This window comes from Microbacterium sp. SORGH_AS_0969 (assembly GCF_030818255.1).
GTDB lineage: Bacteria > Actinomycetota > Actinomycetes > Actinomycetales > Microbacteriaceae > Microbacterium.
Map to the genome: position 1 here is coordinate 1,206,494 of NZ_JAUTAG010000001.1, position 26,004 is coordinate 1,232,497.

The 26,004-nt window shown below is 68.0% G+C and carries 23 protein-coding genes and 1 pseudogene; 13 read left to right on the forward strand and 11 right to left on the reverse strand.

The features are described from left to right. The first annotated feature begins 25 nt into the window (after nt 1-25). The gene (argG, locus tag QE388_RS05570) at nt 26-1,468 is read left to right on the forward strand and encodes an argininosuccinate synthase (protein WP_307383715.1); all 1,443 of its coding nucleotides are present in this window, start codon (nt 26-28) and stop codon (nt 1,466-1,468) included. Between the two features lie 146 nt (nt 1,469-1,614). Here argG and QE388_RS05575 read toward each other — a convergent pair whose 3' ends face one another. From QE388_RS05575 to QE388_RS05590, 4 genes are read right to left on the reverse strand one after another with little or no spacing between them, the layout of a single operon-like run. Further along, entirely contained in the window at nt 1,615-2,964 is a 1,350-nt protein-coding gene (locus QE388_RS05575; protein WP_307383717.1) for an alpha-L-fucosidase, read from the reverse strand. Between the two features lie 38 nt (nt 2,965-3,002). Further along, complete coding sequence (locus tag QE388_RS05580; RefSeq protein ID WP_275801167.1) at nt 3,003-3,908, reverse strand: carbohydrate ABC transporter permease; 906 nt, start codon at nt 3,906-3,908, stop codon at nt 3,003-3,005. After that, the gene (locus QE388_RS05585; RefSeq protein WP_307383721.1) at nt 3,901-4,833 is read right to left on the reverse strand and encodes a carbohydrate ABC transporter permease; all 933 of its coding nucleotides are present in this window, start codon (nt 4,831-4,833) and stop codon (nt 3,901-3,903) included. The genes QE388_RS05580 and QE388_RS05585 overlap by 8 nt, the downstream gene beginning before the upstream one ends. Nucleotides 4,834-4,868: 35 nt before the next feature. Continuing rightward, nucleotides 4,869-6,089, reverse strand: a complete 1,221-nt coding sequence (locus tag QE388_RS05590; RefSeq protein WP_275798072.1) for a sugar ABC transporter substrate-binding protein — start codon at nt 6,087-6,089, stop codon at nt 4,869-4,871. 285 nt (nt 6,090-6,374) lie between these two features. Between QE388_RS05590 and QE388_RS05595 the strand changes: the two are divergent. Next, a pseudogene (locus QE388_RS05595) lies at nt 6,375-6,554 on the forward strand (fuconate dehydratase); the annotation flags it as partial. Nucleotides 6,555-6,659: 105 nt separating this feature from the next. On the opposite strand, the gene QE388_RS05600 reads toward QE388_RS05595, so the two are convergent. Then, nucleotides 6,660-7,331 (reverse strand): FadR/GntR family transcriptional regulator, encoded by a 672-nt coding sequence (locus QE388_RS05600; protein WP_275798074.1) that lies wholly within the window; start codon nt 7,329-7,331, stop codon nt 6,660-6,662. Nucleotides 7,332-7,458: 127 nt separating this feature from the next. Here QE388_RS05600 and QE388_RS05605 point away from each other — a divergent pair, with 127 nt between their 5' ends. The 3 genes from QE388_RS05605 to QE388_RS05615 are packed head-to-tail and all read left to right on the forward strand — an operon-like array spanning nt 7,459 to nt 10,624. After that, nucleotides 7,459-8,064 carry a TetR/AcrR family transcriptional regulator gene (locus tag QE388_RS05605; protein ID WP_307383723.1) on the forward strand — a complete coding sequence of 202 codons (606 nt, stop codon included), beginning with the start codon at nt 7,459-7,461 and terminating at the stop codon, nt 8,062-8,064. Then, nucleotides 8,061-8,690 carry a hypothetical protein gene (locus tag QE388_RS05610; protein ID WP_307383726.1) on the forward strand — a complete coding sequence of 210 codons (630 nt, stop codon included), beginning with the start codon at nt 8,061-8,063 and terminating at the stop codon, nt 8,688-8,690. The genes QE388_RS05605 and QE388_RS05610 overlap by 4 nt, the downstream gene beginning before the upstream one ends. Next, complete coding sequence (locus tag QE388_RS05615; RefSeq protein ID WP_307383730.1) at nt 8,687-10,624, forward strand: YhgE/Pip domain-containing protein; 1,938 nt, start codon at nt 8,687-8,689, stop codon at nt 10,622-10,624. The genes QE388_RS05610 and QE388_RS05615 overlap by 4 nt, the downstream gene beginning before the upstream one ends. A gap of 2 nt (nt 10,625-10,626) precedes the next feature. On the opposite strand, the gene QE388_RS05620 is transcribed toward QE388_RS05615, so the two are convergent. From QE388_RS05620 to QE388_RS05640, 5 genes are all read right to left on the reverse strand, one after another. After that, the gene (locus QE388_RS05620; RefSeq protein ID WP_307383732.1) at nt 10,627-11,106 is read right to left on the reverse strand and encodes a hypothetical protein; all 480 of its coding nucleotides are present in this window, start codon (nt 11,104-11,106) and stop codon (nt 10,627-10,629) included. Beyond that, nucleotides 11,093-12,607 (reverse strand): GMC family oxidoreductase, encoded by a 1,515-nt coding sequence (locus QE388_RS05625; protein WP_307383735.1) that lies wholly within the window; start codon nt 12,605-12,607, stop codon nt 11,093-11,095. The genes QE388_RS05620 and QE388_RS05625 overlap by 14 nt, the downstream gene beginning before the upstream one ends. Beyond that, nucleotides 12,600-13,367 carry an ABC transporter ATP-binding protein gene (locus tag QE388_RS05630; protein ID WP_275798091.1) on the reverse strand — a complete coding sequence of 256 codons (768 nt, stop codon included), beginning with the start codon at nt 13,365-13,367 and terminating at the stop codon, nt 12,600-12,602. The genes QE388_RS05625 and QE388_RS05630 overlap by 8 nt, the downstream gene beginning before the upstream one ends. Continuing rightward, the gene (locus QE388_RS05635) at nt 13,367-14,134 is read right to left on the reverse strand and encodes an ABC transporter permease (RefSeq protein ID WP_307383738.1); all 768 of its coding nucleotides are present in this window, start codon (nt 14,132-14,134) and stop codon (nt 13,367-13,369) included. Before QE388_RS05635 ends, QE388_RS05630 begins: the two co-directional genes overlap by 1 nt. A 103-nt stretch (nt 14,135-14,237) precedes the next feature. Continuing rightward, nucleotides 14,238-15,248, reverse strand: a complete 1,011-nt coding sequence (locus QE388_RS05640; RefSeq protein WP_275798087.1) for an ABC transporter substrate-binding protein — start codon at nt 15,246-15,248, stop codon at nt 14,238-14,240. Between the two features lie 188 nt (nt 15,249-15,436). Between QE388_RS05640 and QE388_RS05645 the strand changes: the two genes are divergently transcribed. Further along, complete coding sequence (locus QE388_RS05645; protein WP_307383742.1) at nt 15,437-17,086, forward strand: amidohydrolase; 1,650 nt, start codon at nt 15,437-15,439, stop codon at nt 17,084-17,086. On the opposite strand, the gene QE388_RS05650 is transcribed toward QE388_RS05645, so the two are convergent. Next, the gene (locus QE388_RS05650) at nt 17,056-17,997 is read right to left on the reverse strand and encodes a LysR family transcriptional regulator (protein WP_275799660.1); all 942 of its coding nucleotides are present in this window, start codon (nt 17,995-17,997) and stop codon (nt 17,056-17,058) included. The two genes, QE388_RS05645 and QE388_RS05650, sit on opposite strands and share 31 nt — an antisense overlap. A 149-nt stretch (nt 17,998-18,146) precedes the next feature. Between QE388_RS05650 and QE388_RS05655 the strand changes: the two genes are divergently transcribed. The 7 genes from QE388_RS05655 to QE388_RS05685 all read left to right on the forward strand — a co-directional run bounded on the left by QE388_RS05655 (nt 18,147) and on the right by QE388_RS05685 (nt 25,945). Then, on the forward strand, nt 18,147-19,472 hold the full coding sequence (locus QE388_RS05655; protein WP_275799658.1) for an NAD(P)/FAD-dependent oxidoreductase: 1,326 nt from the start codon (nt 18,147-18,149) through the stop codon (nt 19,470-19,472). Continuing rightward, nucleotides 19,469-19,909 (forward strand): RidA family protein, encoded by a 441-nt coding sequence (locus tag QE388_RS05660; RefSeq protein WP_275799657.1) that lies wholly within the window; start codon nt 19,469-19,471, stop codon nt 19,907-19,909. Before QE388_RS05655 ends, QE388_RS05660 begins: the two co-directional genes overlap by 4 nt. After that, on the forward strand, nt 19,906-20,571 hold the full coding sequence (locus QE388_RS05665; RefSeq protein ID WP_275799655.1) for a DUF1028 domain-containing protein: 666 nt from the start codon (nt 19,906-19,908) through the stop codon (nt 20,569-20,571). The genes QE388_RS05660 and QE388_RS05665 overlap by 4 nt, the downstream gene beginning before the upstream one ends. Then, nucleotides 20,564-21,742, forward strand: coding sequence for an amidohydrolase (locus tag QE388_RS05670; protein WP_275799654.1), 1,179 nt, complete (start codon nt 20,564-20,566; stop codon nt 21,740-21,742). The genes QE388_RS05665 and QE388_RS05670 overlap by 8 nt, the downstream gene beginning before the upstream one ends. After that, nucleotides 21,726-23,210, forward strand: coding sequence for an aldehyde dehydrogenase family protein (locus QE388_RS05675; RefSeq protein WP_307383751.1), 1,485 nt, complete (start codon nt 21,726-21,728; stop codon nt 23,208-23,210). The genes QE388_RS05670 and QE388_RS05675 overlap by 17 nt, the downstream gene beginning before the upstream one ends. 25 nt (nt 23,211-23,235) lie before the next feature. Next, nucleotides 23,236-25,188, forward strand: a complete 1,953-nt coding sequence (locus QE388_RS05680) for a primary-amine oxidase (RefSeq protein WP_275799650.1) — start codon at nt 23,236-23,238, stop codon at nt 25,186-25,188. A gap of 214 nt (nt 25,189-25,402) precedes the next feature. Further along, the gene (locus QE388_RS05685) at nt 25,403-25,945 is read left to right on the forward strand and encodes an SRPBCC family protein (RefSeq protein ID WP_307383753.1); all 543 of its coding nucleotides are present in this window, start codon (nt 25,403-25,405) and stop codon (nt 25,943-25,945) included. Nucleotides 25,946-26,004 lie beyond the last annotated feature (59 nt).

Below are 26,004 nucleotides of genomic sequence, written 5' to 3' on the forward strand. Positions count from 1 at the left end.
CATCCTCCCCCGATAGAATCGGCGTATGTCCAAGGTCCTGCAGTCCCTTCCCGTCGGCGAGCGCGTCGGCATCGCCTTCTCGGGTGGTCTCGACACCTCGGTGGCCGTCGCCTGGATGCGCGACAAGGGCGCCATCCCCTGCACGTACACCGGTGACCTCGGGCAGTACGACGAAGACGACATCGAGTCGATCCCGGGCCGCGCCACGCAGTACGGCGCCGAGGTCTCGCGCCTGGTCGACTGCAAGACCGCGCTCGTCGAAGAGGGCTTCGTCGCCCTGGCGTGCGGCGCCTTCCACATCCGCTCGGGCGGTCGCACGTACTTCAACACGACGCCGCTGGGCCGCGCCGTCACCGGCACGCTGCTCGTGCGCGCGATGAAAGAAGACGGCGTCGACATCTGGGGCGACGGCTCCACCTACAAGGGCAACGACATCGAGCGGTTCTACCGCTACGGCCTGCTCGCGAACCCCGCCCTGCGCATCTACAAGCCGTGGCTCGACGCCGACTTCGTCACCGAGCTCGGCGGCCGCAAAGAGATGAGCGAGTGGCTCGTCGCCCACGACTTCCCCTACCGCGACAGCGCCGAGAAGGCGTACTCGACGGATGCCAACATCTGGGGCGCCACGCACGAGGCGAAGACGCTCGAGCACCTCGACGTGTCGCTCGAGATCGTGGAGCCCATCATGGGCGTGCGCTTCTGGGACCCCGCGGTCGAGATCGAGACCGAAGACGTGACCGTCGAGTTCGAGGCCGGCCGCCCGGTCGCGATCAACGGCACGCGCTACGACGACCCGGTGGCGCTGGTCCGCGAGGCCAACACGATCGGCGGGCGTCACGGCCTGGGCATGAGCGACCAGATCGAGAACCGCATCATCGAGGCCAAGTCGCGCGGCATCTACGAGGCACCGGGCATGGCGCTGCTGTTCCTCACGTACGAGCGCCTGGTCAACAGCATCCTGAACGAAGACACCCTCGCCACGTACCACGAACAGGGTCGTCGCCTCGGCCGCCTCATGTACGAGGGCCGCTGGCTCGAACCGCAGTCGCTCATGCTGCGCGAGTCGATCCAGAAGTGGGTCGGCTCGACCATCACCGGCTCGGTCACCGTGCGCCTGCGCCGCGGCGAGGACTACACGATCCTCGACACCGTGGCATCCGGGATGTCGTACTCGCCCGAGAAGCTGTCGATGGAGCGCGTCGGCGACGCCGCGTTCGGCCCCGTCGACCGCATCGGCCAGCTCACGATGCGTAACCTCGACATCGCCGACTCGCGCGCGCGCCTCGAGCAGTACGCGGCCCAGGGCCTCATCGGCGGTCCGACCGGCGAACTCGTCGGCGACGTCGCGGTCGGTGGGGCTCAGGAGATCATCGAGCCCGCCGCTCCCCTGAGCGCCGACGGCGAGCGCCTCGCCGAGGCGACGGATGCCGCGGGCGAGTCCGCCGCGTTCGACGCCGGCACCGACTGACGAAACGACTCGACGAGAGCCCGCAGCGCTTCGGCGTCGCGGGCTCTCGTGCGTTCGCACCCCTGGTCACGCCCGCGCTTCGTCCGCCCTCGTCCCTCGACCGCTCATGATCCGTGAGAGCTCTCCCGCCATGACGGGGATACCGGTCAGCCGGCATCCAGGGGAACGTCGATGCGGATGGGGCCGGGCACAGCATCGACCGCGGCGGTGACGACGATCACACCGTCTTCTACGGCGAGCCGCTCCACACCGGGACCCGCCGCCGCGTCACGAAGGAGCAGTTCCCTCGACGGGGCCGCGATGCGAGCGGTGCGCCCGGCGGGAACCTCCACGAACAGGTGCGCCGTGTCGTCCGACTGCGTCCAGCGGGTCCACGGCTCGTCGGTGGGTGCGACGTCGGCCCGCAGCGGACGCGACCCGAAGATCGCGTCGCCGTGCACGGCGTTCCAGGCTCCCAGTGCATCCAAGGTGCGCGCCTGCAGCTCGGGGATCTCGCCCTCGGCGGTGAGACCGATGTTCAACAGCAGGTTGCCGCCGCGCGAGACCGTGTCGACGAACAGGCGGATGGCATCCGTCCCACTCAGCGAATGAGACGCGTCTTCGAGTCGGTTGTGTCCGAACGAGAAGCCGATGCCGCGGGTGTGCTCCCAGGCGCCCTCGTGGGCGGCGCTGCCCGCCTCGTACTCGGTGGTGCGGAAGTCCCAGTGCGTCATTCCCCACCGGTCGTTCACCACGCCGTCGGGCACCTCGGCGTAGTAGAGGTCGAGCATCTGGACCAGGCTGCGCTCGCCCTCGGGCTTGCCCGCATCGGGCCACTCGATGTCGCCCCACAGCACAGCGGGGTGGTACCGACGAATGAGGTCGGCCACGTGCTCGTAGGCGTAGTCGGCGTACGCCTTGTCGTTAGGACGATGCTCGTCACCGAGGTCGCCGCAGATCGGCGGGTTACCGCCGAAATGCCAGTCGAGCCCGCCCGAATAGTAGACGCCGAACCGCACGTCGTGCGCCACGGCGGCATCGTGGATCTCGCCGATCAGGTCACGGTGCGGTCCGCGGCGGACGGTGTTGCGCTCACCGGTGCCGGGGGCGTCCCACAGCGTCACGCCGTCGTGATGCTTCGAGGTCGGCACCACGTACCGCGCGCCGGTGCGGGCGATGGCATCCATCACCTTCGACGCGTCGAAGCGCTCGGCGGTCCACGTGTCGAGGAAATCGTCGTACGGGGCTCCGCCGTAGACCTCCTGCTGGTGGGCGTGGGCCGGGCTGCCCTCGATGCGCATGGTGTTGTAGTACCACTCGGCGTAGGGATTGTGCGTGTCCCAGTACACCTTGTCGAAGGTGCCGTGAGCACCGATCGGCTCCGCCCACGCGGGCACGGAGTAGGGGCCCCAATGGATGAAGATGCCGAGCTTGGCGTCTTGGAACCACTCCGGCGTCTCGTGCTCGAACCGCTGATACGGCTCGGGGCGGACGGGATTGTCAGCGAACATCGCCATGACTCAGGACCTTTCGAGAAGACAGGGGAAGGAGCGGGTCAGCGTCCGCCGAGGCCGGACGTGACGATGCCGCGGATCAGGTAACGCTGGAGCACGATCAGCAGCACGGTGGTCGGCAGCATCGAGATGACGGATGCCGCCATGATCAAGTGCCATTGCGTGCCCTGCTGGCCGACGAACAACTGCAGACCGAGCGGGATCGTGCCGAGCTGGGTGACGTCGTTCACGACGATGAGCGGCCACAGGAACGAGTTCCAGTAGGTGATGAAGGTGAACACCGCGAGCACCGCGAGGGTCGGACGCGCCAGCGGCAGCATGATGCGAAGGAACGTGGTGACCGTGCCGGCACCGTCGATACGCGCGGCGTCCTCGAGCTCCTGCGGCACCGTCATGAAGAACTGCCGCAGCAGGAAGGCGCCGAGAGCCGTGAAGGCCCACGGCACGATGAGGGCCTGGTACGAGTTAACCCAGCCGAGTTCGCGCATCAACACGAAGGCGGGGACGATGATGACCTCCTGCGGCAGCATCATCGTGGCCAGGAACACGGCGAAGGTGGCTCCACGCCCGCGGAAGCGCAGCCTCGCGAAGGCATATCCGGACAATGCCGAGACGACCAGCGTGAGAAGTGTTCCACCGATCGCCACGATCATGCCGTTGACGAGGTACCGGCCGAACGGGGCGTAGTCGAACACGTCGGCGTAGTTCGACCACTGAATGACCGAGCCGACGAGCGTCGGCGGCGAGGTGAACACCTCTGCCGGCGGCTTGAGCGAGGTGGCCACCATGAAGATGAGCGGCGAGAGGAACAGCAGCGCGACCAGGATCAGCAGCGCGTAGCCGATCGACGAGCGCACGCGAGACACGCTGCGGGATGCGACACGCGGCGCGTCTGTCGAGGCGGAGCGGCGCTGGGAGCCGCGCGTGCGGAGAGCGAGCTCAGTCATAGTGCACCCACTTCTTCTGGCCGAGGAACTGCACCGCGGTGACCCCCAGGATGACGACGAACAGGATGAAGGCGGCCGCGGCGGCGAGACCGAGCTTCTGGAAAGTGAAGCCCTGGTTGTAGATGAACTGCACCAGCGTGATGGTCGACTCGCCGGGGCCGCCCTTGGTCATGATGTAGGGCTGGATGAACACCTGGAACGAGGTGATCAGCGTCATGACGGTGGCGAAGAACAGCGACGGAGAGATCAACGGCAGCTTGATGCGCCAGAACGTCGTCCACGGGCTCGCGCCGTCGAGCGCCGCCGCCTCGAGCTGGTTCTCGGGCACGGCATCCAGCGCCGATGAGAAGACGATCATGTTGTAGCCGAAGCCCTGCCAGACGCTCATGACGACGATGGCGATCATGGCCCAGTGCGGGTCGGCGAGGAAGTCGGGGGCCCGCAGCCCGAACAGGGTCTGCGAGGTCGCGTCGATGGCACCGCCGGGCTGATACAGCATGCGCCAGACCACCGCGTTCGCAACGATCGGCGTCACGGTGGGCAGGAAGAAAAGCACGCGGAAGATCTGACGGTGCTTGATCTTGGGAGTCAGCCACGCCGCCATTCCGAGCGAAACGATCACGTTCAGGGGCAGGTACAGCACGACGAACAGCAGGGTGTTCAGCATCGCGGTGCGGAACGTTCTGCTGCCCAGCAGGTCGGTGAAGTTGTCGAGCCCGACGAACGTCGGCGATCCGATCATCGGCCAGTCATTGAGGCTCATCACGAGGGCGATGCCGATCGGGACGAGCGTGAACAGCGCCAGGCCGATCGCGTGGGGCGCGACGAAGATCGCGCCCCACGCGCCCCCGGTCCGCGACCGACGAGGACGGGCCCCGCCGGTAGGCGGTTTCGTCGTCGGCTGCGGCGCGAGGAGAGTAGTCATCGAGAAGTCACTCCTGTGTTCAGAGGGGGGCTATGTCAGTTGCCGAGCTGGGACGTGATCTCGTCGAGCACGTCCTGTGCGGGCTCCGTGCCGTTCACGGCCTGCGGACCGTACTGCGCGAGCAGTTGGTTGAACTGGTCGCTCTTGGTGCTACCGGGGAGGGCGACCGCGCTCTTGAGGGCGCTGGCGAAGGTGTCCTCGATGCCCTCGACTCCGGTGTTGTCGAACCACACCTTCTGAGCCGCTGTACGCGCCGGGAAAGCACGACCGTCAGCGGCGAGGGTGGACAGCGTCTCCTCCGAGGTCATCGCGGTGATGGCCTTGAAGGCGGCGTCGGGGTTGTTGCAGTTCTTCGAGATGCCGAAGCCGCTGCCGGCTGAGTACGTCTTCTGCTCGCCGGCGGCCGAAGGCACCGTCGTCACGCCGAGGGTGAAGGGCGCGCGGCTCTTCAGGTCGAGGACGAGCCACGGGCCGCCGACCATCGAGGCGACGGTGCCGCCCAGGAACGCGTTGTCTTCGGCGGTCGGGTCAGGGCCGTTGGCGGGGGCCGCGGTGCCGTCCTCGACCATGCCCGCAAGCCACTCCACGCCCTTCACGAACGAGGGATTGCTGACGTCGATCGTGCCGTCGGTGGAAACCGCCTCGCCGCCGTTGTAGGCCAGGATGCTGCTCTCCAGGTAGAGGTCTTCGACGGTGGTGCCGAAGGCGACCGTGCCCGCCGACTTCAGCTTGGCCGCGGCCGCCTCGAAGTCGTCGACCGTCCAGCCGGCTTCGGGCTTCACTCCCGCCTTGTCGAACAGGTCGCGGTTGTAGAACAGCACCATGGGACCGGTGTCGTACGGCAGGGCGTACTGCTGGTCGCCGACCGCCAGGGCCTTGAGGGCACCGGCGTCGAAGCCCGAGACGTCGGTGTCGGTCGACGAGATCAGGTCGTTCAGGGGCAGCAGCGAGTCGGCGTACTGGCTGACGCGCAGGCTCTGCATCGACACGATGCAGGGTGCGCTCGACGTACCCAGCTGCGTGCTGAGGCGGGTCCAGTAATCGGCGAACGGTGCGCCCTGCAGGGTGACCGTCGCGCCCGCCGCCTCGCCGCCGGCGTTACCGACGGCCTGCCACGCCTCCTGGTCTGCGGACGAGCCGACCCACATCGACCACACCAGGTCCTTGCTGTCGGAACCGCTCTGGCCGGAGCAACCGGACAGGGCGAGCAGTCCTACCGTGGTGACGGCGATTGCCGACGCCGTACGTGCTCTCATGACATCTCCTTTGATATTGAGGCCTTGCGGCTTCCACGCGCCTTCGGGGAGCGCTGAACTGATTGAACCATCCGATGTTTAGGGTGTCAAACTGCAAATATCGCGCTTTCAGGGGAAGAAGTCGGCGAATTTGTAGGATGACTTGACCGACTCGATACGCGCCCCCTGCGCGCGCGCTCTCCGCGCAGGGTCGGGTTCGCGGTCGACGACGGCAGATGGCTCGATTTCGACCTCAGGGGATCCGGGCAAAGTGGCGCGGAACAGAAGAACGCCGACTGTTCGACAAACGGGTCGGATGCGATGAACCCCGACCCCGACTCCTCCGCGGCTTACGTGGCGCTCGGCATCGACGCCGCCGACAGGCTCGAGGGCCACGCGTTCGCGTTCCCCATCGGCCGAGGTAACGACGTACAGGTCGCCGCCATCGAGTTGTTGCGCGGGCACATCGTGGGGCGCGACGTCGAACCGCCTCGACATGCCCGCACCCGTACCGGTGAGACCGACGGACGCGGTCTCATCGATTCGGTGCAACCGCGTCCGAGCCGAACGCGCGGGGCCGGCCGACTCGCGTCACGACGCAGCGCGCAGCCAGTGCTCGACACCCGAGACATGCGCGAGCATGAGGGCCTCGGCGAGTTCGGCATCCCGAGCTCGGAGGGCGTCGAGGATGCGGCGGTGCTCGTCGATCGTGCGGTCGACCGAACCACCCTCGGTGATGCCGCGCCAGATGCGCGCGCGCACGGTCTGCCCCGAGAGCGTCTCGAGCAGACTCGCAAGGTAGGTGTTACCGGTGGACTCGGCGATGCGGCCGTGGAACTCGACGTCGTGGGCGACGAGCTGATCGATCAGCGTGTCGCCCCGCACACCCTCGATCATGTCGGTCAGTTCGGCGATCTGCGCGTCGGTGATCGCGCGGGCCGCCAGCGCCACCGCGCGAGGCTCGAGGAGACGGCGCACCGCGAGGACCTCCAGAATCGAGTCGTTCTGGTGGAGGTCGACGACGAAAGACATGGCCTCCAAGAGAAGGTCGGGCTGCAAGCTCGTCACATATGTGCCGTCGCCGCGGCGCACATCGAGCACCTTGATGACCTCGAGAGCTTTGACGGCTTCGCGCAGCGAGTTTCGGGACAGACCCAATCTCTCGCTCAGATCCTTCTCCGGAGGGAGGCGGCCACCCGGCCCCACCTCGCCCGACACGATCATGTCCTTGATCTTGAGGATCGCCTCGTCCGTGACAGCCATCGGTGCCCCCTCTGCTTTCGCCCCTGAATGCGTCAGGATACATCGGATGTCTATCGAGCCCGAGCCGCCGAAACGCATGCCTTGAAGTTGCACACACTCGTGCACTTTCGATGTACAGTGGACGCTCGTGAGCACACCCACCCGCCGCGACGCCGTCGAGAACCGCGCCGGCATCCTCGACGCGGCGACCGCCGCGATCGGCCACGACCCCCGCGTCTCGATCGACGCGATCGCGCGCCGCGCCGGCCTCTCGCGCCGCGCCCTGTACGGCCACTTCGACGACCGCAACGCCATCATCCGCGAGGTCATCGCCGCAGGAGCCGTCCGCTTCAACGCGATTGCCGACCGCGTTGACGACACCGACTCCCGCGTGGCGCTCGCGCGCCTGGCATCCGAGCTCTGGGCCGAAGCCGCCTACGTGCAGGCCGCCGCCGCCCTCGCCCTCGACGACGCGCACCTCCCCGAAACCTCCGCGGCCCTCGCGCCGCTGCGCCGCCGGATCGACCAGATCGTCCGCCGCGGGCAGGAAGCCGGGGAGCTCCGCACCGACCTGCCCGCACCGACCCTGTCACGCCTGCTCGAAGAGACGGGCCGCACGGTCGTCAGCCGCGTGGACGCCGGCGCATCCACGGCACGCTCGATCGCCGTGCGCGCCGTGCTGGGCATCGCCGGGCTTTCCTGGACCGAGGCGCAGGCGATCCTCGCCGAGCACCCCGAACTGGAGAAGCAGTGAGAATCGTCCTGTCCGAGGTTGCGAAGGGCCGGGCCGAACGCGTCCTCCCCCCGACCTCCACCTCGTTCGAGACCGGCCGGGCGACCCTGGCCCTCGCCGAGACCGAGCAGCGCCCCACGGTGCTGGGCCTCGTGGCATCCGGTCGCATGAAGATCGACAGCGGCGAGGTCATGATCGACGGACGGACGGATGCGAAGGCCATCCGCCGCCGCGTCGCCTTGGTCGACGCCCCCGTCGTGTCCGAGCCCGAACCGAACGTCACCGTCACGGGCGTCGTCGCCGAGGAGCTGATGTTCGCCGGACACGCGCCCACGCCCTTCGCTGCGGCGCGGTGGCTCGAGGGGATCGGCCTCGACACGCTCGCCGGTCTGCCGATCGGCAACGTCGAGCCGACCGATCGCATCCGCCTCCTGCTCGAACTCGCCGCGCTGCGCAAAGACGTCGACGGCCTCGTGCTCGTGGCGCCCGACAGGCACGGCGGCGAGCCGGCCGCGTGGTGGCGCATCGCTCGCGAGTTCGCCGAGCGCGGGTACGCCGTGCTCGTCATCGCGGGCCAGGCATCGCAGTCGGCGCTCGAAGCCGCCGACGCACTCGACACCACCCCCGCCGAGGAGGAGGCGCGATGAAGATCCCGCAGATGATCACCGCCGAGCTGCGTCGCCTCACTTCGACGCGCATGTCGGTGATCGCGCTCATCGCCCTGCTGTGCGTCCCCATCCTCTACGGCGGGCTGTACCTCTGGGCGAACCAGGACCCGTACGGCAACCTCTCGAGCGTCCCCGTCGCCCTCGTCGTCGACGATCAGGGCGCCCAGGTCAACGGCCAGCAGCGCAATCTCGGCGACGAAGCAGCCGAGCAGCTTCTCGACAGCGACACCTTCGAGTGGCATCGGGTGTCCTCCGACGCGGCCGACGCCGGCCTCTCGGCGGGCGACTTCGACTTCATCGTGACGCTCCCGGCGGACTTCACCGAGGCGGTGGCATCCCTCTCGAGCGATTCTCCGCGTCAGGCCGATATCGAGCTGCGTACGAACGACGCGAACAACTACCTCGCATCCACGATCGGTACGCAGGCCGTGGCGCGCATCCAGGCGTCGGTGGCGAAGAAGGTCGTCGACGAGGCGGGGCTGTCGCTTCTCGACGCCCTGCACACGATCCGGGTCAGCCTGGTGGATGCCACGAACGGGGCGACGCAGCTCGTCGACGGTCTCGGCACCGCGAAGAACGGGTCGTCCCAGCTCGCGAGCGGTTCGGCGACCCTCGCCGACGGCTCGGCGCAGCTGGCGGACGGTACGGCGCAGCTGTCGAGCGGCGCGAATCAGCTGCGCGACGGCAGCGCCCAGCTGCGCGACGGCTCCGCCCGCGTGGCCGACGGCGCCCAGCAGGTCGCCGGCGGAGTGGACCGTATCGACTCCGCGGCCCGGGAGGTCGGGTCGATCGCCCAGGATGCGGCAGCGCGCCTGCCCGAGGCCCGCGCCGACATCGTCTCGGCTCTCGAGGCTGCACATGTGAGTCCGGAGCGTCAAGCCGAGATCCTCGCGCGCCTCGACACCGTCGGAGACCGCCTCACCGCAGCGAACGAGAAGGTCCAGAGCACGGTCGGCCAGATCAACCAGCTCGACGACGGCGCACGCCAGGTCGCCGACGGCAGCGCCTCGGTGGCCAGCGGTGCGGACACCCTGGCAAACGGAGCCTCGACTCTGGCCGACGGCGCCGCGACGGCGGCATCCGGAGCCGCGCAAGTGCGAGACGGCTCGGCGCAGCTCCGCGACGGGGCGAGCCAGCTCGACAGCGGCATCGGCCAGCTCCAGACCGGCGCGACGCAGCTGCGCGACGGCCTCGCGTCGGGCGTGCAGCAGATCCCCGACTCCGACGACGCGACACGCAAGGCGCAGGCCGCGGCCATCAGCGATCCCGTCGCGGTCGGGACGAGCGCTGTCACCAAGGCGCAGAACTACGGCGCCGGCCTGGCCCCCTTCTTCGCCGCCCTCGCCGGCTGGATCGGGATCTACGCGCTGTTCCTCATCGTGAAGCCCGTGTCCAAGCGCGCGATCACGGCGCTGCGCTCGCCCGTCCGGGTGACGCTGGCGGGCTGGCTGACCCCCGCGGGACTCGGAGCCCTCCAGATGGTGGGGCTGTTCACGGTGCTCGCCATCGCGCTGCAGTTCTCGTTCGCGAATCCGTGGGCGGCCCTCGGCATCCTGTTGTTCGCCTCGGCGACGTACGCGGCGATCGTGTTGGCCCTGAACGTCTGGCTCGGCTCGGTGGGACAGTTCCTCGGACTCGTCCTGATGGTGCTGCAGCTCGTGACGGCCGGCGGAACCTTCCCGTGGCAGACGCTGCCCGCACCTCTCGCGGCCCTGCACCACGTGCTGCCGATGGGATACGTGGTGGATGCCATGCGCCAGGTCATGTACGGCGGAGACGTCTCACGCGTCGGGCCCGACCTGCTGGTGCTGGGCGCGTGGATGCTCGGCGGGGTGGCGCTGGCCGCCCTGGGGGTGACGCGGATGACGCACCACCGCACCCTGCGCGACCTGCAGCCGAGCCTGATCGGCTGACGTCACCCTCGCGCCGGAGCGGTGGCGACGACGATCATGAGGACGACCATGACGGTCGCCGCCGCCACCGAACGTCGGGCTCCCTCGATCTTCGCGGTGGAACGCCAGCACGCGAGGCGCAGAGCGACCCACCCGACGACGGCGACGGCCGTCATGACGTCCGGACCAGGCCCGTGAGACCCGGCACCATGCCCGGGGACGGCACCTGCGTCGTGGGCGGTGAGCGATGCGAGGGTCAGGACCACCATGACGCACGTATCGAAGAGCAGACCCAGCCGCGTCGGGTGACGACGCGCGGACCGCGCGTGCCATCCGCTCAGTCCGAGGAGAACGAGAAGTGCAACAAGGTGCAGGCCCCGGGAAGGGGCCGGCAGGAGGCACGGGACCATCGCCCCGCCCATCACGCCGTGATGCACAGCGACTCCGAGGATCGCCGCGCGATGACGCCCGACCGGACGAAGACGACCCTCAGAACCTGTCATCGCGCGACGTCGCACGCAGCACATCGACAGCATGCTCCGCGATCGCCATGACCGTTCCCACGGGGTTGAGCGCGGTGACCGTGGGGAGGACCGAAGCGTCGACGACGCGCAATCCGTCTACGCCTCGAACGCGAAGCTGACTGTCGACCACGGCGAAGGGATCGTCGCGAGCTCCCATCCGGCATGTGCACGACACGTGGTACACCGTCTGGTGAGTCGCCCGCAGAATCGCTCCGAGGTCGTCCTCGCTCGTCACCTGCGGGCCGGGGAACACTTCTCGGAGCACATGCGACGCGAAGGGCTCCTGCTGGGCGACAGCGCGCGCACGCCGGACACCTTCGATCAGCATCCGTTCATCTCTCCCCTCCGCATCGGTGAAGGCCCGGTAGTCGATCATCGGAGCGGCCTCCGGGTCGGGGGAGGTGATCCACACCCTCCCGCGACTTCGGGGCTTGGCGACGTTGGGCGCGAAGGAGACGTTGTTCGGGGGAATGACCGCGCCGTGATCCTCGGCGTGGACGGTCCACGACTCGACCGGGATGTGGGTCGAGATGTCAGGGACGGTGCTGTCTGCGTCAACGCGGCACACGTAGCCGGCGTCCCACCCCGTCGCACAGACCCCGCTTCGCGGACGTTTCGTCTCCCAGACGATGAGCCCCTCGGCGTGGTCCTGCAGATTCTCCCCCACACCGGGAAGGTCCACTCTCACCGCGATACCGGCCTCTTCGAGGACCGCGGCCGGACCGATCCCCGAGCGCATGAGAAGCGCAGGGGTGTCGATCGCGCCGCAACTGAGGATGATGTCGCGACGAGCGCCGACACGGCGTACTCCGACGACGACGCCCACCGCGCGACCGCCGTCGAAGAGCACTCGATCGGCCGCGCCGTTCAGCATCAGCGTCAGGTTCGGCCGCTCCACCCCGTGGAGGTAGCTCCTCGAGGTGGATGAGCGCAGATTCGTCTCGGGGTCGTAGCCGATCTCGAAGAATCCTGCGCCCTCCGTGAACTCGCTGTCGTTCCACGTCTCGCGCCGCGTCAGCCCGAGTGCGGATGCCGCCGCCTCCACGGCGTCTGCGACGTCGGCGTTTCGATCGGCAGCCGCCACGGGAGTGATGGGACCGACGATGCGGTCGTAGGCGGACGAGAGCGTGTCGTAATCCCATCCCTCGACGCCCATCGCGGCCCACTCCTCGACGTCACCGCGCAAGGGTCGCCACGTGATCATCGTGTTTCCCGTCGAGCATCCACCGAGAATGCGCAGCCGCGCCTGCCGGATCGCCGAATTGCCGCGCTCTTGGGGCACGCTGCGATAGTCGCGGTCGTACTCCCCCTCCAGCATTTCGGCCCATCTCCGGATCGCGCCCGCGCGCGGCTCGTGCTCATCGCTCGGCCCGGCTTCGATCAGACACACCGAGACGGACAAGTCCTCGCTGAGGCGGGCGGCGAGAATGCACCCGGCGGTGCCGCCTCCGACGACCACGTAGTCGTAAACGTCATCCATGGTGGATGAGACCGAGGATGTCCGTGTAGTAGCGATGGAACTCGGGGCTGCCGATCACGTCGGGGGTGCGCGGGCGCGGGAGCTCGATGTCGAACTCCGCACGCACACGACCGGGGCGTGGAGTCATCGCTACGACACGATCGGACAGGAAGACCGCCTCCTCGATGTCGTGGGTGATGAGCATCACGGTCATGCGGTTGCGCTCCCACACCGTGGTCAGCAGTTCCTGCATGGTGCGACGCGTGAGGGCATCGAGCGCTCCGAACGGCTCGTCCATGAGGAGGACCTCCGGGCCGTAGGCGAGCGAGCGAGCCAGGGCGACGCGCTGCTGCATCCCTCCGGAGAGCTGGGCGGGATACGCGTCCTCGAAACCCGAAAGGCCCACCTGCGAGAGGACATCGCGCGCGCGGTCGAAGCGCTCCCGGCGGCCCATACCCCGCTCGCCCCGGAGGGCGAACACGACATTGTCGATGGCCGTGAGCCAGGGCAGAAGGGTCGCCGATTGGAAGACGACTCCACGATCACGGCCCGGTCCGGAGATCGGGACGTCCTGAATGGACGCCTCGCCGCTGGTCGCCGCCTCGAGACCGGCGATGATCGACAGGAGAGTGCTCTTGCCGCATCCGGACGCCCCGACGACCGAGACGAACTCCCGATCTCCCAGTGTCAACGACACGTCGCTGAGGGCGTGGACGTCACCGAAACTCTTGTCGACGTGCTCGAGACGGACTTTCGGAGAGAGAACGGCGGAGACGGACATCACGAACGACCCTTCAGATAACGGAAGAAACGACGGCCGAGTGTGCGCATGATCTGGTCGAAGACGAGACCGAGCAGGCCGAGGATGATGACGTAACCGATGATGAGGTCGGTCTCGAGGAACCGCTGCGCCTGCGTGATGCGATAGCCCATCCCCGAGGTCGCGGCCACGAGCTCCGCGACCACGAGCCAGGTCCACGCCCACCCCAGGCTGATTCGCAGGGCGTCCCAGATCCGTGGAAGGGCGGAGGGCAACACGATTCGGACGAGGATCTGCGCACGCGTCAATCCGAGCGTCGCCCCGAGGTTTCGATACGACACCGGGACCCGACGGACCGCATCGGAGAAGAGCAGCACCTGCTGGAAGAACGTGCCGAGGAAGATGATGAGGAACTTCTGCGAGTCATCGGTTCCCACCCAGAGGATCGTCAGCGGCACGAAGGCCACCACCGGCATGTAGCGGATGAAGTCGATGATGGGTTCGACCGCCGCTTCCACACGCACGAACGACCCGCAGAGCAGACCGATCGGCACGGCCAAGACCGTGCTGGCGAGGAAGCCCAGCATGACCCGGTAGGTGCTCACGCCGATGTCGGACCACAGTTCGCCGTTGGCGGACTGCTCGATGAGTCGATCGACCACAGCGACCGGCGAGGGCAGGAAGAGAGCGCTCACGATCCCGGACATGGACACAGCGGTCCACAGCGCGAGCAGGGTGGCGAAGCCGATGACGGCGGTGATGAGGTACTGACGGCGTGAGAGTGGCACGCCTCCGACGGACCGGGCGGACTTCGTCGCAGGCGGACGACGCGCGACGGAGGTCGCGGAGGAGAGGGTCGTCATGGGAGTCGACTCCACGCGGATTCCCGCGTCACGGCGCATTCTCGACGAAGGTGGAGTCGATGAGCTCCGCGAGATCGGTGTCACCCTTCAACAGGCCGATCTGCATCGCGATGTCCTGCACGGTGGGCAGAACCGACGTCGCGTAGTCGCCCACCAGTCGCGTCTTGTTGTCGTCGAGGGGGAAGAACTCGACGCCGTCGAACGCACTCGTGAGGGCCTCGACGTCGCTGCCCACGTTCGTCGCGATGATGGAGCGGGCGTCGGCGGCATTGCTCTCGTAGTAGCTCACCGCCGGACCCCAGGCATTCACGACCTTCTGGACAGCGTCGGGATGGTCTTTGAGGTAGCCGTTGTCCACGACGAGGACATCGCTGATGAGGCCCGGCTTCTCGCCGGCTGTGAAGATCTTCTCGAGGGCCCCGCTGGCCTGCTGCGCTTCGGAGATGTAGGGCTCGTAGGTGACGGCGACCGGAACACTGCCGCCCACGAGGGCGGTGGCCGCTTCCGACGGATCCATCGGGACGGGCGTGATGTCGGAGAGACTCAGGCCCGACTGATCGAGCGCGTAGCCGAGAAGGAGGTTGCTCACCGAGCCCTCCTCGAATGCAACGCGCTGGCCTGCGAGATCGGCGACCTTGGTGATTCCCCCGTCGGAGAGGATCGCATCGGCGGTCAGAGAGGCATCCAGCAGCAGCACGATGGAGATGTCGAGACCCTGCTCCTTCAGCTTCAGGGCACTGTGGCTCGCGACATTGGCGACCTGCACCCGATGGGATGCGAAGGCGGCGCTCATGTCGGCGTCGTTCGAGAAGTTCGTGATCTTGACGTCGACGCCCTGATCCCGGAAGTAGCCCTTCTCTTGGGCGATGTACCAGGGTCCGTAGCCGAGCCACGGCTGAATGGCCATTCCGACGGTCTCGTCGGACGTGCCGTCGGATGAGGCAGAAGTGGGGCCGGAGCAGGCGGCGAGTGCGACCGCGGCGGCCGCGGCGAACCCGACGGCGGCGAGTGCGCGCGGGAAACGAGTGGAGCGGAACATGGGTGTCCTTCCAAAGACGGTGTCGGGCGTTTCGACCAGCATCGGGAGCGGAAACCGGTCTTCGCAAATAGCAGAACGTGTCCTCGTTCATCAAAAAAAGAGATGCAATTCGAAGGAAATATCTCCGTTACAAATGTGAAATGTGCACCCCAAACAGTGAGGGGTCCCGATACGACCGGAGTGTCACCATGACCACCACGCTGTACACGAATGGCTTGCTCTATCTCGGAGGAGGAGTCGCCCGAGCGGGACACCTCCTCGTCGACGGCGAGCGCATCCGCCGCGTTCTCGCGGCCGAAGCGCCTGCACCCTCCGCCGACGAAGTGGTGGACCTCGAGGGAGGCACCCTCCTGCCGGGGTTCCAGGATGCCCACGTGCACCCGGTCCTGGCCGGGCTGCAGCTTCTCGGGATCGACCTGACGCCGGCCCACTCCCGTCAGGAATACCTCCACCTGGTGGAGCAGTTCGCCCGCGCCCATCCCGACACCGCGGTCCTGCGCGGTGGCGGGTGGTTCGGAGATGTCTTCCCCGGCGGCTTCCCCTCCGTGGCCGACCTCGACGCCGTCGTCGCCGATCGCCCCGTGGTCCTCTACAGTCACGACGCGCACGGCGTGTGGGTCAACAGCGCCGCCCTCGCTGCCGCCGGTATCGACGCCCGAACGCCTGACCCCGACGGCGGACGGATCTTCCGTGACTCGGGCGGAGCACCCACCGGCATGCTGGTGGAGGCGGCCGTGGGACTGGTGACCCCCCTCCTGCCCGAACCGGATGCCGAGACCCTCGTCGCCGCCCTGCTCGCCGCTCAGCGGCGTCTGCACTCCGTCGGCGTCACCACCTGGCAAGATGCGGCCGTCGGCGCTTCGGACATCGGGCCCGACGCGCTGCCCGCATACGAGGAGGCCGCTTCACGCGGCCTCCTGACCGCCCGGGTCATCGCCGCCCTCTGGTGGGATCGCGAACGGGGCCTCGAGCAGATCGAGGACCTGTGTGCGACGCGCGACCGCCTCGCACGTGGCGGTCGCATCGACGGTGGAACCGTGAAGGTGATGGTCGACGGCATGGTCGAGAATCGGACGGCCGCCATGCTGGACCCGTTCGAGGGACACTCCCACGATCGCGGAGTGCAGTTCATCCCTCAGGAGGATCTCGACGAACTGAGCGTGGCTCTGGACGCGGCCGGCTTCCAGATCCACTTCCACGCGGTCGGCGACGGTGCCGTCCGCAGTTGCCTGGACGCCCTCGCGATCGTCCGGCAGCGCCGTGGCGCGTCCCCGCACCGGCATCACATCGCTCACCTCGACATCGTGGACGACGCCGACATCCCCCGGTTCGCCGAACTCGACGCGAGCGCGAACGTGACGGCCATCTGGGCCCGCAGGGATGAGGAGATCGTGACCCGCAAGCTGGCCCTCCTCGGCAGGCATCGCGAGCATCGGCACTTCCCCTTCGCCGCGATCGCGGGCGCCGGTGGCCGTATCGTCGGCGGGAGCGACTGGCCGGTCACCGATCCCAATCCCTTGTGGTCGGTACGCACCGCCGTCACCCGCACCGGCGTACCGGAGGATCCGCATGCGATCGGCGATGACGTGTTCACGACACCTCTTCTCGCCGAGCAGGCTCTCTCGCTCGGCACGGCACTGGACGCCTATCTGTCCGCGGCGGCATGGATCAATCGGTGCGAGCACGTGACGGGTGCCCTCCGCGAGGGGCTCCTCGCCGACCTGGTGTGGATCGACCGCGACGTGCGGGACGTAGCCGGTCTCGGTGCCGCGCGCGTGCGCCGTACGGTCGTGTCCGGACACGTCGTCTATGAAGCCGGCTCCGTGACGCGGCCGTGAAGGACGGAGTCCACGGCGCGGCGCGCCTCCGCGGCGAACAGACTCGCCTTGCGCGTGAGAGGGACCGAAGAACGTCGGGCCAGCACGATGTCGAGGGGCCTCGTCGGCTCCACGATGGCGAGCCGATGCAGCTCGCCGCCGGAGTAGGTGTAGCTCAACTTGGGCTGCTGATTGAGCAGCGTGAAGCCGTGACCGCTCGCCACCATCGCACGGACACCCTCGAAGTTCGCGAAGCGATAGCGCACGGACGGTCGCAGACCCTGGTCGGTGAACGCCTTCAAGAAGTAGTCCCGGCTCACCGGCAGGTCCAGCAGCACCATGGGTTCGTCCACGAGTTCGGCCAAACGTACGTGAGAGCGCGAGGCCAGCGGATGCTGCGCGCCCACCGCGACGTACAAGGGCACCGAGGACAACACCGTCCGGTCCACGTCGGCGGCCAGCCCCAGATCGTACGTGAGCGCGATCTCGATGGACTGCTCCCGGAGCGCGTCGTTCACCCCGTCGGCCAGCAGCTCGATGACGTCGAGCTGAAGTTCGGGATGGCTGGCTTCGAGGGCACTGACGATATCGGGCAGATAGAACGGTGCCATTGTGCGGAAGCACCCGACGCTCACCCGCCCCGACGTGTTCTCGGGGCGCAACGCCTGGACGGCGTCGTCGACGGCCGCCAGGATGCCACGGCTGCGCTGGAGCAGTTCGATCCCCGCGGGCGTCAGCTGAAGACCTTTCGCCCGGCGACGGATCAGTAGCTGGGCACCGAGCGTCTTCTCGAGGTTGGCGATCGCGGTCGAGATCGCGGATTGTGCGATGAAGAGCTCGTCGGCGGCCCACGTCATACTCCCCTGCTCCGCGGCGACCACGAAGTAGCGAAGTTGGGCCAGTGAGATATCGGGCTTGGCGGGAGGACGCATGTTTCACATTTCCGATGTGTTTCACAGAAGTTTCTCTGCGGCTTGCATCTCAATTTTAGATGATGACCACCGTCGTCCACTATTTGCATGGACATCGCGTGTCTTCACAGACTCGGGGGGACTTCTCTCCCGAACGAAAGCGCCGCGCCATGTCATCCATCCCGCAGACGAGCACCGTTCCCGACGACCGTGACGTGGAGGTGATCGTCGTCGGAGCCGGTCAAGCGGGTGTCGCGATGAGCGAGCACCTCACGCGCGCCGGTCTGCGTCATCTCGTGCTCGAGCGAGGTCGCATCGCCGAACGCTGGCGGTCGGAACGCTGGGACTCCCTCGTCGCGAACGGACCGGCCTGGCACGACCGATTCCCGGGTATGGAGTTCTCCGACGTCGCGCCGGACGAGTTCGCCACCAAGGATCAGGTCGCCGAGTACATGCGCGCGTACGCCGAGAAGTTCGCCGCGCCCGTGCGGTGCGGCGTCGAGGTGCACTCCGTTCGACGTATCGCCGGCGAGCCCGGTTTTCTTCTCGACACGTCGGACGGGGTGTACCGAGCGCGATACGTCGTGGCGGCGACCGGAGCGTTCCAGACCCCGGTCATCCCGCCCGTGCTTCCCGCGGACGCCGACGTCGTGCAGGTGCATTCCTCGGGATACCGCCGGCCGGACCTCCTCCCCGCTGGCGCGACGCTCGTGGTGGGCGCGGGCAGCTCGGGCGTGCAGATCGCCGCCGAACTGCAGAGATCGGGCCGGCAGGTGTACCTCTCAGTCGGCCCCCACGACCGGCCCCCCCGTCGCTACCGGGGGCGTGATTTCGTCTGGTGGCTGGGCGTGCTGGACAAATGGGATGCCGCTACCCCTCCGCGCGGAGCGGACCACGTCACCATCGCCGTCAGCGGCGCCGACGGCGGGCACACCGTGGACTTCCGCTCGCTGGCCGCGGCAGGAGTGACCCTCGTCGGCCGGACGAACGCGTATCAGGACGGAATCGTGCAGTTCGGTGACGATCTGGCGCGCAACATCGCAGCGGGCGACGCGAACTACCTCGATCTGCTCGACGAAGCCGACGCCTACGCCGAGCGGATCGGACTCGATCTGCCAGAGGAGCCCGACGCACGCCAGTTCGGTCCCGACCCGGACGAGATGCGTCACCCCCTGCGCACCCTCGACCTGCGAGAAGCGGGCGTCACCTCGGTCGTGTGGGCGACGGGCTTCGCCTCGGACTACCGATGGCTGCCCGACGGAGCGGTCGACGACGACGGTCGGCCCGCGCACCGGCGCGGTGTCTCCGCCGAGCCGGGCATCTACTACCTCGGCCTGCCGTGGCAGTCTCGGCGCGGTTCGAGCTTCATCTGGGGCGTCTGGCACGACGCCAAGCACGTGAGCGACCACATCGCCGTTCAACGGATGTACGCCGACTACCGACCCACCGACGAGACCGCCTTCACCCCTTCCTTCGACTCGGAGATCGCCCGATGACCGCGCACACTCGCATCCGGCCGTTCAACACACGGCTGACCTACCCCGAGCAGCACCTCGACAACGACCTCTGCCAAGCTGTCGTCGCCGGGGGTGTCGTGTACCTTCGAGGCCAGATCGGACAAGACCTCGACTCGCGCGAAAGCATCGGCATCGGCGACGTCGAGGCCCAGACGGAGCAGGCGATGGCGAACATCGACATGCTGCTGCGCGAGGCCGGCTCTCGTCTCGACGACATCGTGAAGGTCGTCGTCTACCTCACCGACATCCGCTATCGCGAACCGGTCTACCGGGTCATGGGGCGTTGGATGAAGGGCGTCTACCCCGTATCGACCGGGCTCGTCGTCGATGCCCTGGCCCGCCCGGAGTGGCTCGTAGAAATCGACGCCACCGCCGTCATCAGCGATCCCGCCGACGATCACGAGGTGACGCTGTGACGTTGTCGTTGGCGGCGCATCTCGACGGTGCGTTCGGTCTGGTCATCTCCTCGTCGAGCCCCGCCGTGGCCTCCCGATGCTCCCACCTGCGCGCCGGAGTCGGTGCGGTCGCGTCGCAGAACGTGACGAATCCTGCGCTCGGGAGTGCGGTCCTCGACCTTCTCGCGAAAGAGCGAACCCCGGATGCCGCAGTCGCTGATGCCCTGTCCGCCGACCCGTTCGCGGCCTATCGGCAAGTCACCGCGGTCGACCGCCACGGCCGCGTCGCCGTTCATTCCGGTCCGCTCGCGCTCGGCATCCACGGAGCGCAGACGGGTGACGGGTGCGTCGCCGCGGGAAACCTCCTCGCGAGCGACGCGGTGCTGAACGAGATGGTCATCGCTTTCACCACGGCCGCGGGCACGCTGGAGGAACGTCTCATGACGGCGCTCGAAGCCGCCGCCGCGGCGGGGGGCGAAGCGGGTCCACTCCGATCCGCCGGTCTTGCCGTCGTCGAAGGCGCATCCTGGCGCGTGAGCGACCTCCGTGTCGACGACCACGACGATCCCGTCCGCGAACTGCGTCGTCTTCTCTCCCTGTGGATGCCGCAGAAGAACGATTACCTGACACGGGCCGTCGCCCCCGCTTCGGCTCCCTCGTATGGGGTTCCCGGCGATGAGTGAGGAACTCGCGCAGCTCGCGGCGCAGACCGTGCTGCGTCACCGCGATCTCATCCTCGAGGTCAGTCACGCGCTGCATGCGGACCCCGAGACAGCGTGGCACGAGCACCGCTCCGTCGCTCTGCTCATCGAACGCCTGTATGGCCTCGCCATGAGCGTCGAACGCGGGGCAGGTGGCCTCGACACCGCCTTCGTCGCGCGCGCGGGGCGTGGCTCGCGGACCGTCGCCCTGATCGCCGAGTACGACGCGCTGCCCGGACTGGGGCACGCATGCGGGCACAACATCATCGCCGCCGCCGCCGTCGGAGCCGCCGCAGCCCTCATCCCGCTCGCGGACGAGCTCGACGCAACGATCATGGTGATCGGAACGCCCGCCGAGGAGGGCGGCGGCGGCAAGATCCACCTCCTCGATGCCGGCATCTTCGACGGGGTCGACCTCGCCGTGATGATCCACCCCGGACCCGCCGATGCCCTGTGGGCTCGCCCCCTCGCCGTCGCGCACTTCGACGTCGTCTTCACCGGCCGGGAATCGCATGCGTCGGCGTACCCCACGCTCGGGATCAACGCGGCCGACGCCTTCACGGTGGCGCAGGTCGCCATCGGGCTGCTGCGCCAGCAACTTCCCACCTCGGTCCGTGTGCACGGCATCGTGCGCACGGCAGGAACCGCACCGAACGCCATCCCGGGGTCGGCACGCGGCAACTGGTACGTCCGCGCTGAAACGCTCGAGGAACTCGACGCGGCCTTTCGTCGCGTGACTGCGTGCTTCGAAGCGGGCGCGCTCGCCACCGGATGCACGCTCGACATCGACGAGACGAGCCCGCGGTACTCGGAGTTCCGCAACGACACCGAGCTCGCGCGGCTCTTCGCGGCCCGCGCTGCGCAACGAGGGCGGGACATGGATGCCGAAGAGCTGCGTCCCGCGGGGATGAACATGGCGTCCACCGACATGGGCAACGTCTCCCTGCGCGTCCGCTCGATCCACCCTTACCTGAGCATCGGATCCGCCCCGGCGGTCAACCACCAGGCGGCGTTCGCCGCCGCGACGATCAGCCCCGCCGGAGATCGCGCGGCGATCGACGGCGCGACACTGCTGGCGCAGACCGTCGTCGACGCCCTTGTCTCCCACCCCACGCCGCACACACCCGAGGAGCCTGATGCGCACGCACGATGACTGGATCCGTCTGGCCTCGACGATCGAGCCGCGCACGCGAGCATGGATCGACGGCGAGTTCGTCGACGCCGCCGACGGCGCCACCTTCGAAACCGTCAATCCCGCCACGGGCGCGGTGCTGGCGCACGTCGCCCGTTGCGGTCCACGAGAGGTCGATCGAGCCGTCCTCGCCGCCCGACGCGCCTTCGACGCCGGGAGCTGGTCGCGCGCAGCACCGCGGGAACGCAAGCGGATCCTGTTCGCCGTCGCCGACGCGATCGAGGGCGCCACCGACGAACTCGCCCTGCTCGACTCGCTCGACGGCGGGAAGCGCATCGCCGATACGTCGACCATCGACGCACCCGGCAGCGCCGCCATCCTCCGGTGGTACGCCGAGGCCATCGACAAGGTCTACGGCGAGGTCGCGCCGACTGCGGGGACGGATCTCGCGATCGTCACGCGCGAGCCGGTCGGGGTCGTGGGGGCCGTCGTCCCCTGGAACTATCCGCTCGAAACCGCGATCTGGAAGATCGCTCCGGCCTTGGCAGCGGGAAACAGCGTGGTGCTCAAGCCCGCCGAGGACACACCGCTGTCGGCGCTGCGTCTCGCGGAGCTCGCCGCCGCCGCCGGCCTCCCCTCGGGAGTGCTCAACGTCGTTCCGGGCTTCGGCCACGAGGCGGGCCAGGCCCTGGGAATGCACGACGACGTCGACGTGATCGCCTTCACCGGTTCGACCGAGGTCGGCAAGAAGTTCCTGGAATACGCGGGCCGTTCCAACGGCAAGGCCGTGTGGTTGGAGTGCGGCGGCAAGAGCGCGAACATCGTCTTCGCCGACGCAACCGATCTCGACGCCGTGGCCGACTTCGCCGCCGCCGGAATCTTCACATGCAGCGGCCAAGTCTGCTCGGCCACCTCACGCCTCCTCGTCGAGCGGCCGGTGGTTGCAGAGCTCTCCGACCGCATCGCCGCTCGTGCGCGAGCGTTGACCGTCGGGGACCCTCTCGATCCGCGCACCGGAATGGGGCCTCTCGTAAGCGGGCGTCATCTCGACCGCGTCCGCGGATTCGTCGACCGCGCCCGAGCGACGGCGCACCTGATCGCAGGAGGCGACGTCGTCGCGGGGGCAGCCGGTGCCTTCCTGGAACCCACGGTGTTCGCCGACGTGCCCACCGACTCCGAGCTCTGGCGCGAGGAGGTGTTCGGGCCTGTCCTGGCGATCGTGCCGTTCGACGACGAGGCCCAGGCCGTGCGCCTGGCCAATGACAGTCCCTACGGGCTGGCGGCATCCGTGTTCACCGACAGCGTCCATCGTGCCCTGCGCGTCGCACGAGCGCTCCAGGTCGGCACGGTCTCGGTCAACACCGTCGACGCACTCGATGTGACGACGCCTTTCGGCGGGCGTAAACGGTCCGGCTTCGGTCGAGACCTCTCGCTCCACGCCTTCGACAACTACACCACCCTGAAGACGACCTGGTTCGCCGGGCGCTGACTTCCCGAGTGACAGGAACCTGACCATGACGCACCCCCTCGACCGTCTGAGCGCGGCAGAGATCGAGATCAATCGCTCCGTCCTGCTGGACACGGGATTCGACCATGAAGCGACAGCGTTCATGCTCGTGAACCTCATCGAGCCCGACAAGGCGGCCGTTCTCGACGGCACTGTCTGCGAACGTCTCGTGGGCAGTGTGCTGATGGATCGCCGCGACGGTACCGTCACCGAGGTGGTCGTGGATGTCACGGCCGGGCGGATCGTCTCGCGACGGACAGTCGACGTCGTCACGGAGGGACAACCACCCATCGTGCTCGAAGAGTTCGATCGCATCGAGGAGCTGTTGCGTCGTCACGACGGGTGGGTGGCCGCGATGGCGCGGCGCGAGATCGATGACGTCTCGCTCGTGCGCATCTCGGCACTGTCCGCGGGACGTTTCGGTTTCGCCGATGAGGACGGACGCCGTATCGTCCGCTGCCTGTCTTTTCTTCAGCTCGAACAGGACGACAACGCCTGGGCGCACCCCATCGACGGCGTGGTGGCCTACGTCGATCTCGTGACCGGCGAGGTGCTGAAGCTCATCGACGATCGCGTGTTCGAGGTGCCGAGAACTCCGTACAACTTCCATCGCGCCGACGGCCTCCCCGCACCGCGGACGACGCAGAAGCCGATCGTCATCACACAGCCCGAGGGCCCGAGCTTTCACGTCGACGGCGACGTCGTGGAGTGGGAGAAGTGGCGCTTTCGCATCGGCTTCAACCAGGTCGAGGGCCTCACGCTGCACGAGATCGGGTTCACCGACGGCGAGCGCCATCGATCGATCATGTACCGCGCGTCGATCGCGGAGATGGTGGTTCCGTACGGCGATCCGAGTCCGGTGCGCTTCTGGCAGAACTACTTCGACGCGGGCGAGTATTCACTCGGCAAGTCGGCGAACTCGCTGGCGCTGGGATGCGACTGCCTCGGTGAGATCCACTACTTCGACGCGACGATCGCGGCGACAGACGGGCGAGCGCAGACCATCCGCAACGCCATCTGCCTGCACGAGGAGGATGCGTCGATCCTCTGGAAGCACACCGACGAGTACTACCACTCGACCGACACCCGCCGCAATCGCCGGCTGGTCGTTTCCTTCTTCATCACCGTCGGCAACTACGACTACGGCTTCTCCTGGTACCTGTACCTCGACGGGCGCATAGAACTGGAATGCAAGGCCACCGGCGTCGTCTTCGCTTCCGCGTACCCGGGCGCGCAGCCCGACGGAAGCGACTACCCCTGGGCATCGCAGATCGCCCCGGGTATCGGCGCTCCCTACCACCAGCACCTCTTCTCGGCGCGTCTCGACGTGACTCTCGACGGCACGCGCAACGCGGTCGACGAGCTCGAGGCGCAGCGGGTGCCCGTGTCGGCGGAGAACCCGCACGGTAACGGCTTCACGCTCTCCACCCGCAGGCTGCGGAGCGAGAAGGAGGGGGTGAGGGATGCCGACGGCAAGCGCGGTCGCGTCTGGCACGTCGTGAATCCCGACGTGACGAACATCGTCGGTAAGCCGGTCGGGTACACGCTGCGCCCCGAGGGCCAGCCGAGTCTGCTCGCCGATGCGGGGTCGTCCATCGCCCGGCGCGCCGCGTTCACGACACACGATCTCTGGGTGACCCGGTACTCCCCTCGCGAGCGATTCCCCTCCGGGGAACTGGTCAACCAGAACGACGGGTACGGCGCAATCGACCGGTGGATCGAACGGGATGCCGATATCGATGGGCACGACATCGTGCTCTGGCACACTTTCGGGTTGACCCACTTTCCGCGCACGGAGGACTGGCCCATCATGCCGGTGGACAGCACAGGCTTCTCCCTCGTGCCTCACGGATTCTTCGACCAGAACCCCACTCTCGACGTTCCCGCACCTGCCGCGGCATCCGCGTGCTCGACCTCCGCACCAGCCTGCGGCTGCGGTCACACGAAGGAGTGCTGCTGAGAGAACCGCGCCCACGCGGCTGACGCCTCAGGTGATCTCACCGGCGGTGACGAGCTGAGGGTCGGGGACGAGCGGAGGGCCGACACGCGGCATCCCTCCTCCGCTCGTCCCTCGCCCTCCCTCCGTCGCGCCGCTCCGCGCCCCGCGCGTCAAGGCCCGAGACCCCCTCCCCACCCGCCCTCTAGAGTCGAGACACGCCGACCGGAGGGATGCCATGGCCGCCCGCAACACCCGCCTCATGCGCTGTACGCCCGACGACCTCTTCGCGGTGCTGTCGGACGGCTGGCTCTATCCCGTGTGGGTCGTCGGCGCGGCACGGATGCGCGGCGTCGACGAGGAGTGGCCGAAGGAGGGCTCGCGCATCCACCACTCGCTCGGCGTGTGGCCCGTCATGATCCACGACCAGACCGAGCTCGTGGAGTGGGATCCTCCCCGACGCCTGCGTCTTCGTCCGGAGGCCGGCATCCTGGGCCGCGGAGTGATCCGTATCGACGTGCGCCCGCACGCAGACGGCATCGCGGTCACGATCGCCGAGGAGCCCGTGACCGGTGCCGCGTCGATTCTGCCGTCGGTGTTGTGGAAGCCGCTGCTCGTGGCACGCAATCACGAGTGCCTCAATCGCCTGGCCTTCCTCGCCGAGGGTCGCCGCGAGGAGCGCGAGGCGCGCGAGCTCGACCACCGCACCGAGACCCCCGATCCGGAGGAGGGCACGCCTTCTCCCCAGGCTCAGGAGGACGTGCGCCGGTCCGGCGTCTGAGCGCCCCCACTGATAAACGCTGATCCTGCCGAGAAACACCGTGCCGCCGCGTGTCTGGG

Excerpts from the sequence above, each read along its gene's own strand:
- argG (WP_307383715.1), top strand. The coding sequence starts at position 26 with ATGTCCAAGGTCCTGCAGTCCCTTCCCGTCGGCGAGCGCGTCGGCATC.
- QE388_RS05575 (WP_307383717.1), bottom strand. The coding sequence starts at position 2,964 with ATGGCGATGTTCGCTGACAATCCCGTCCGCCCCGAGCCGTATCAGCGG.
- QE388_RS05580 (WP_275801167.1), bottom strand. The coding sequence starts at position 3,908 with ATGACTGAGCTCGCTCTCCGCACGCGCGGCTCCCAGCGCCGCTCCGCC.
- QE388_RS05585 (WP_307383721.1), bottom strand. The coding sequence starts at position 4,833 with ATGACTACTCTCCTCGCGCCGCAGCCGACGACGAAACCGCCTACCGGC.
- QE388_RS05590 (WP_275798072.1), bottom strand. The coding sequence starts at position 6,089 with ATGAGAGCACGTACGGCGTCGGCAATCGCCGTCACCACGGTAGGACTG.
- QE388_RS05600 (WP_275798074.1), bottom strand. The coding sequence starts at position 7,331 with ATGGCTGTCACGGACGAGGCGATCCTCAAGATCAAGGACATGATCGTG.
- QE388_RS05615 (WP_307383730.1), top strand. The coding sequence starts at position 8,687 with ATGAAGATCCCGCAGATGATCACCGCCGAGCTGCGTCGCCTCACTTCG.
- QE388_RS05620 (WP_307383732.1), bottom strand. The coding sequence starts at position 11,106 with ATGACAGGTTCTGAGGGTCGTCTTCGTCCGGTCGGGCGTCATCGCGCG.
- QE388_RS05625 (WP_307383735.1), bottom strand. The coding sequence starts at position 12,607 with ATGGATGACGTTTACGACTACGTGGTCGTCGGAGGCGGCACCGCCGGG.
- QE388_RS05630 (WP_275798091.1), bottom strand. The coding sequence starts at position 13,367 with ATGTCCGTCTCCGCCGTTCTCTCTCCGAAAGTCCGTCTCGAGCACGTC.
- QE388_RS05640 (WP_275798087.1), bottom strand. The coding sequence starts at position 15,248 with ATGTTCCGCTCCACTCGTTTCCCGCGCGCACTCGCCGCCGTCGGGTTC.
- QE388_RS05645 (WP_307383742.1), top strand. The coding sequence starts at position 15,437 with ATGACCACCACGCTGTACACGAATGGCTTGCTCTATCTCGGAGGAGGA.
- QE388_RS05650 (WP_275799660.1), bottom strand. The coding sequence starts at position 17,997 with ATGCGTCCTCCCGCCAAGCCCGATATCTCACTGGCCCAACTTCGCTAC.
- QE388_RS05655 (WP_275799658.1), top strand. The coding sequence starts at position 18,147 with ATGTCATCCATCCCGCAGACGAGCACCGTTCCCGACGACCGTGACGTG.
- QE388_RS05660 (WP_275799657.1), top strand. The coding sequence starts at position 19,469 with ATGACCGCGCACACTCGCATCCGGCCGTTCAACACACGGCTGACCTAC.
- QE388_RS05670 (WP_275799654.1), top strand. The coding sequence starts at position 20,564 with ATGAGTGAGGAACTCGCGCAGCTCGCGGCGCAGACCGTGCTGCGTCAC.
- QE388_RS05675 (WP_307383751.1), top strand. The coding sequence starts at position 21,726 with ATGCGCACGCACGATGACTGGATCCGTCTGGCCTCGACGATCGAGCCG.
- QE388_RS05680 (WP_275799650.1), top strand. The coding sequence starts at position 23,236 with ATGACGCACCCCCTCGACCGTCTGAGCGCGGCAGAGATCGAGATCAAT.
- QE388_RS05685 (WP_307383753.1), top strand. The coding sequence starts at position 25,403 with ATGGCCGCCCGCAACACCCGCCTCATGCGCTGTACGCCCGACGACCTC.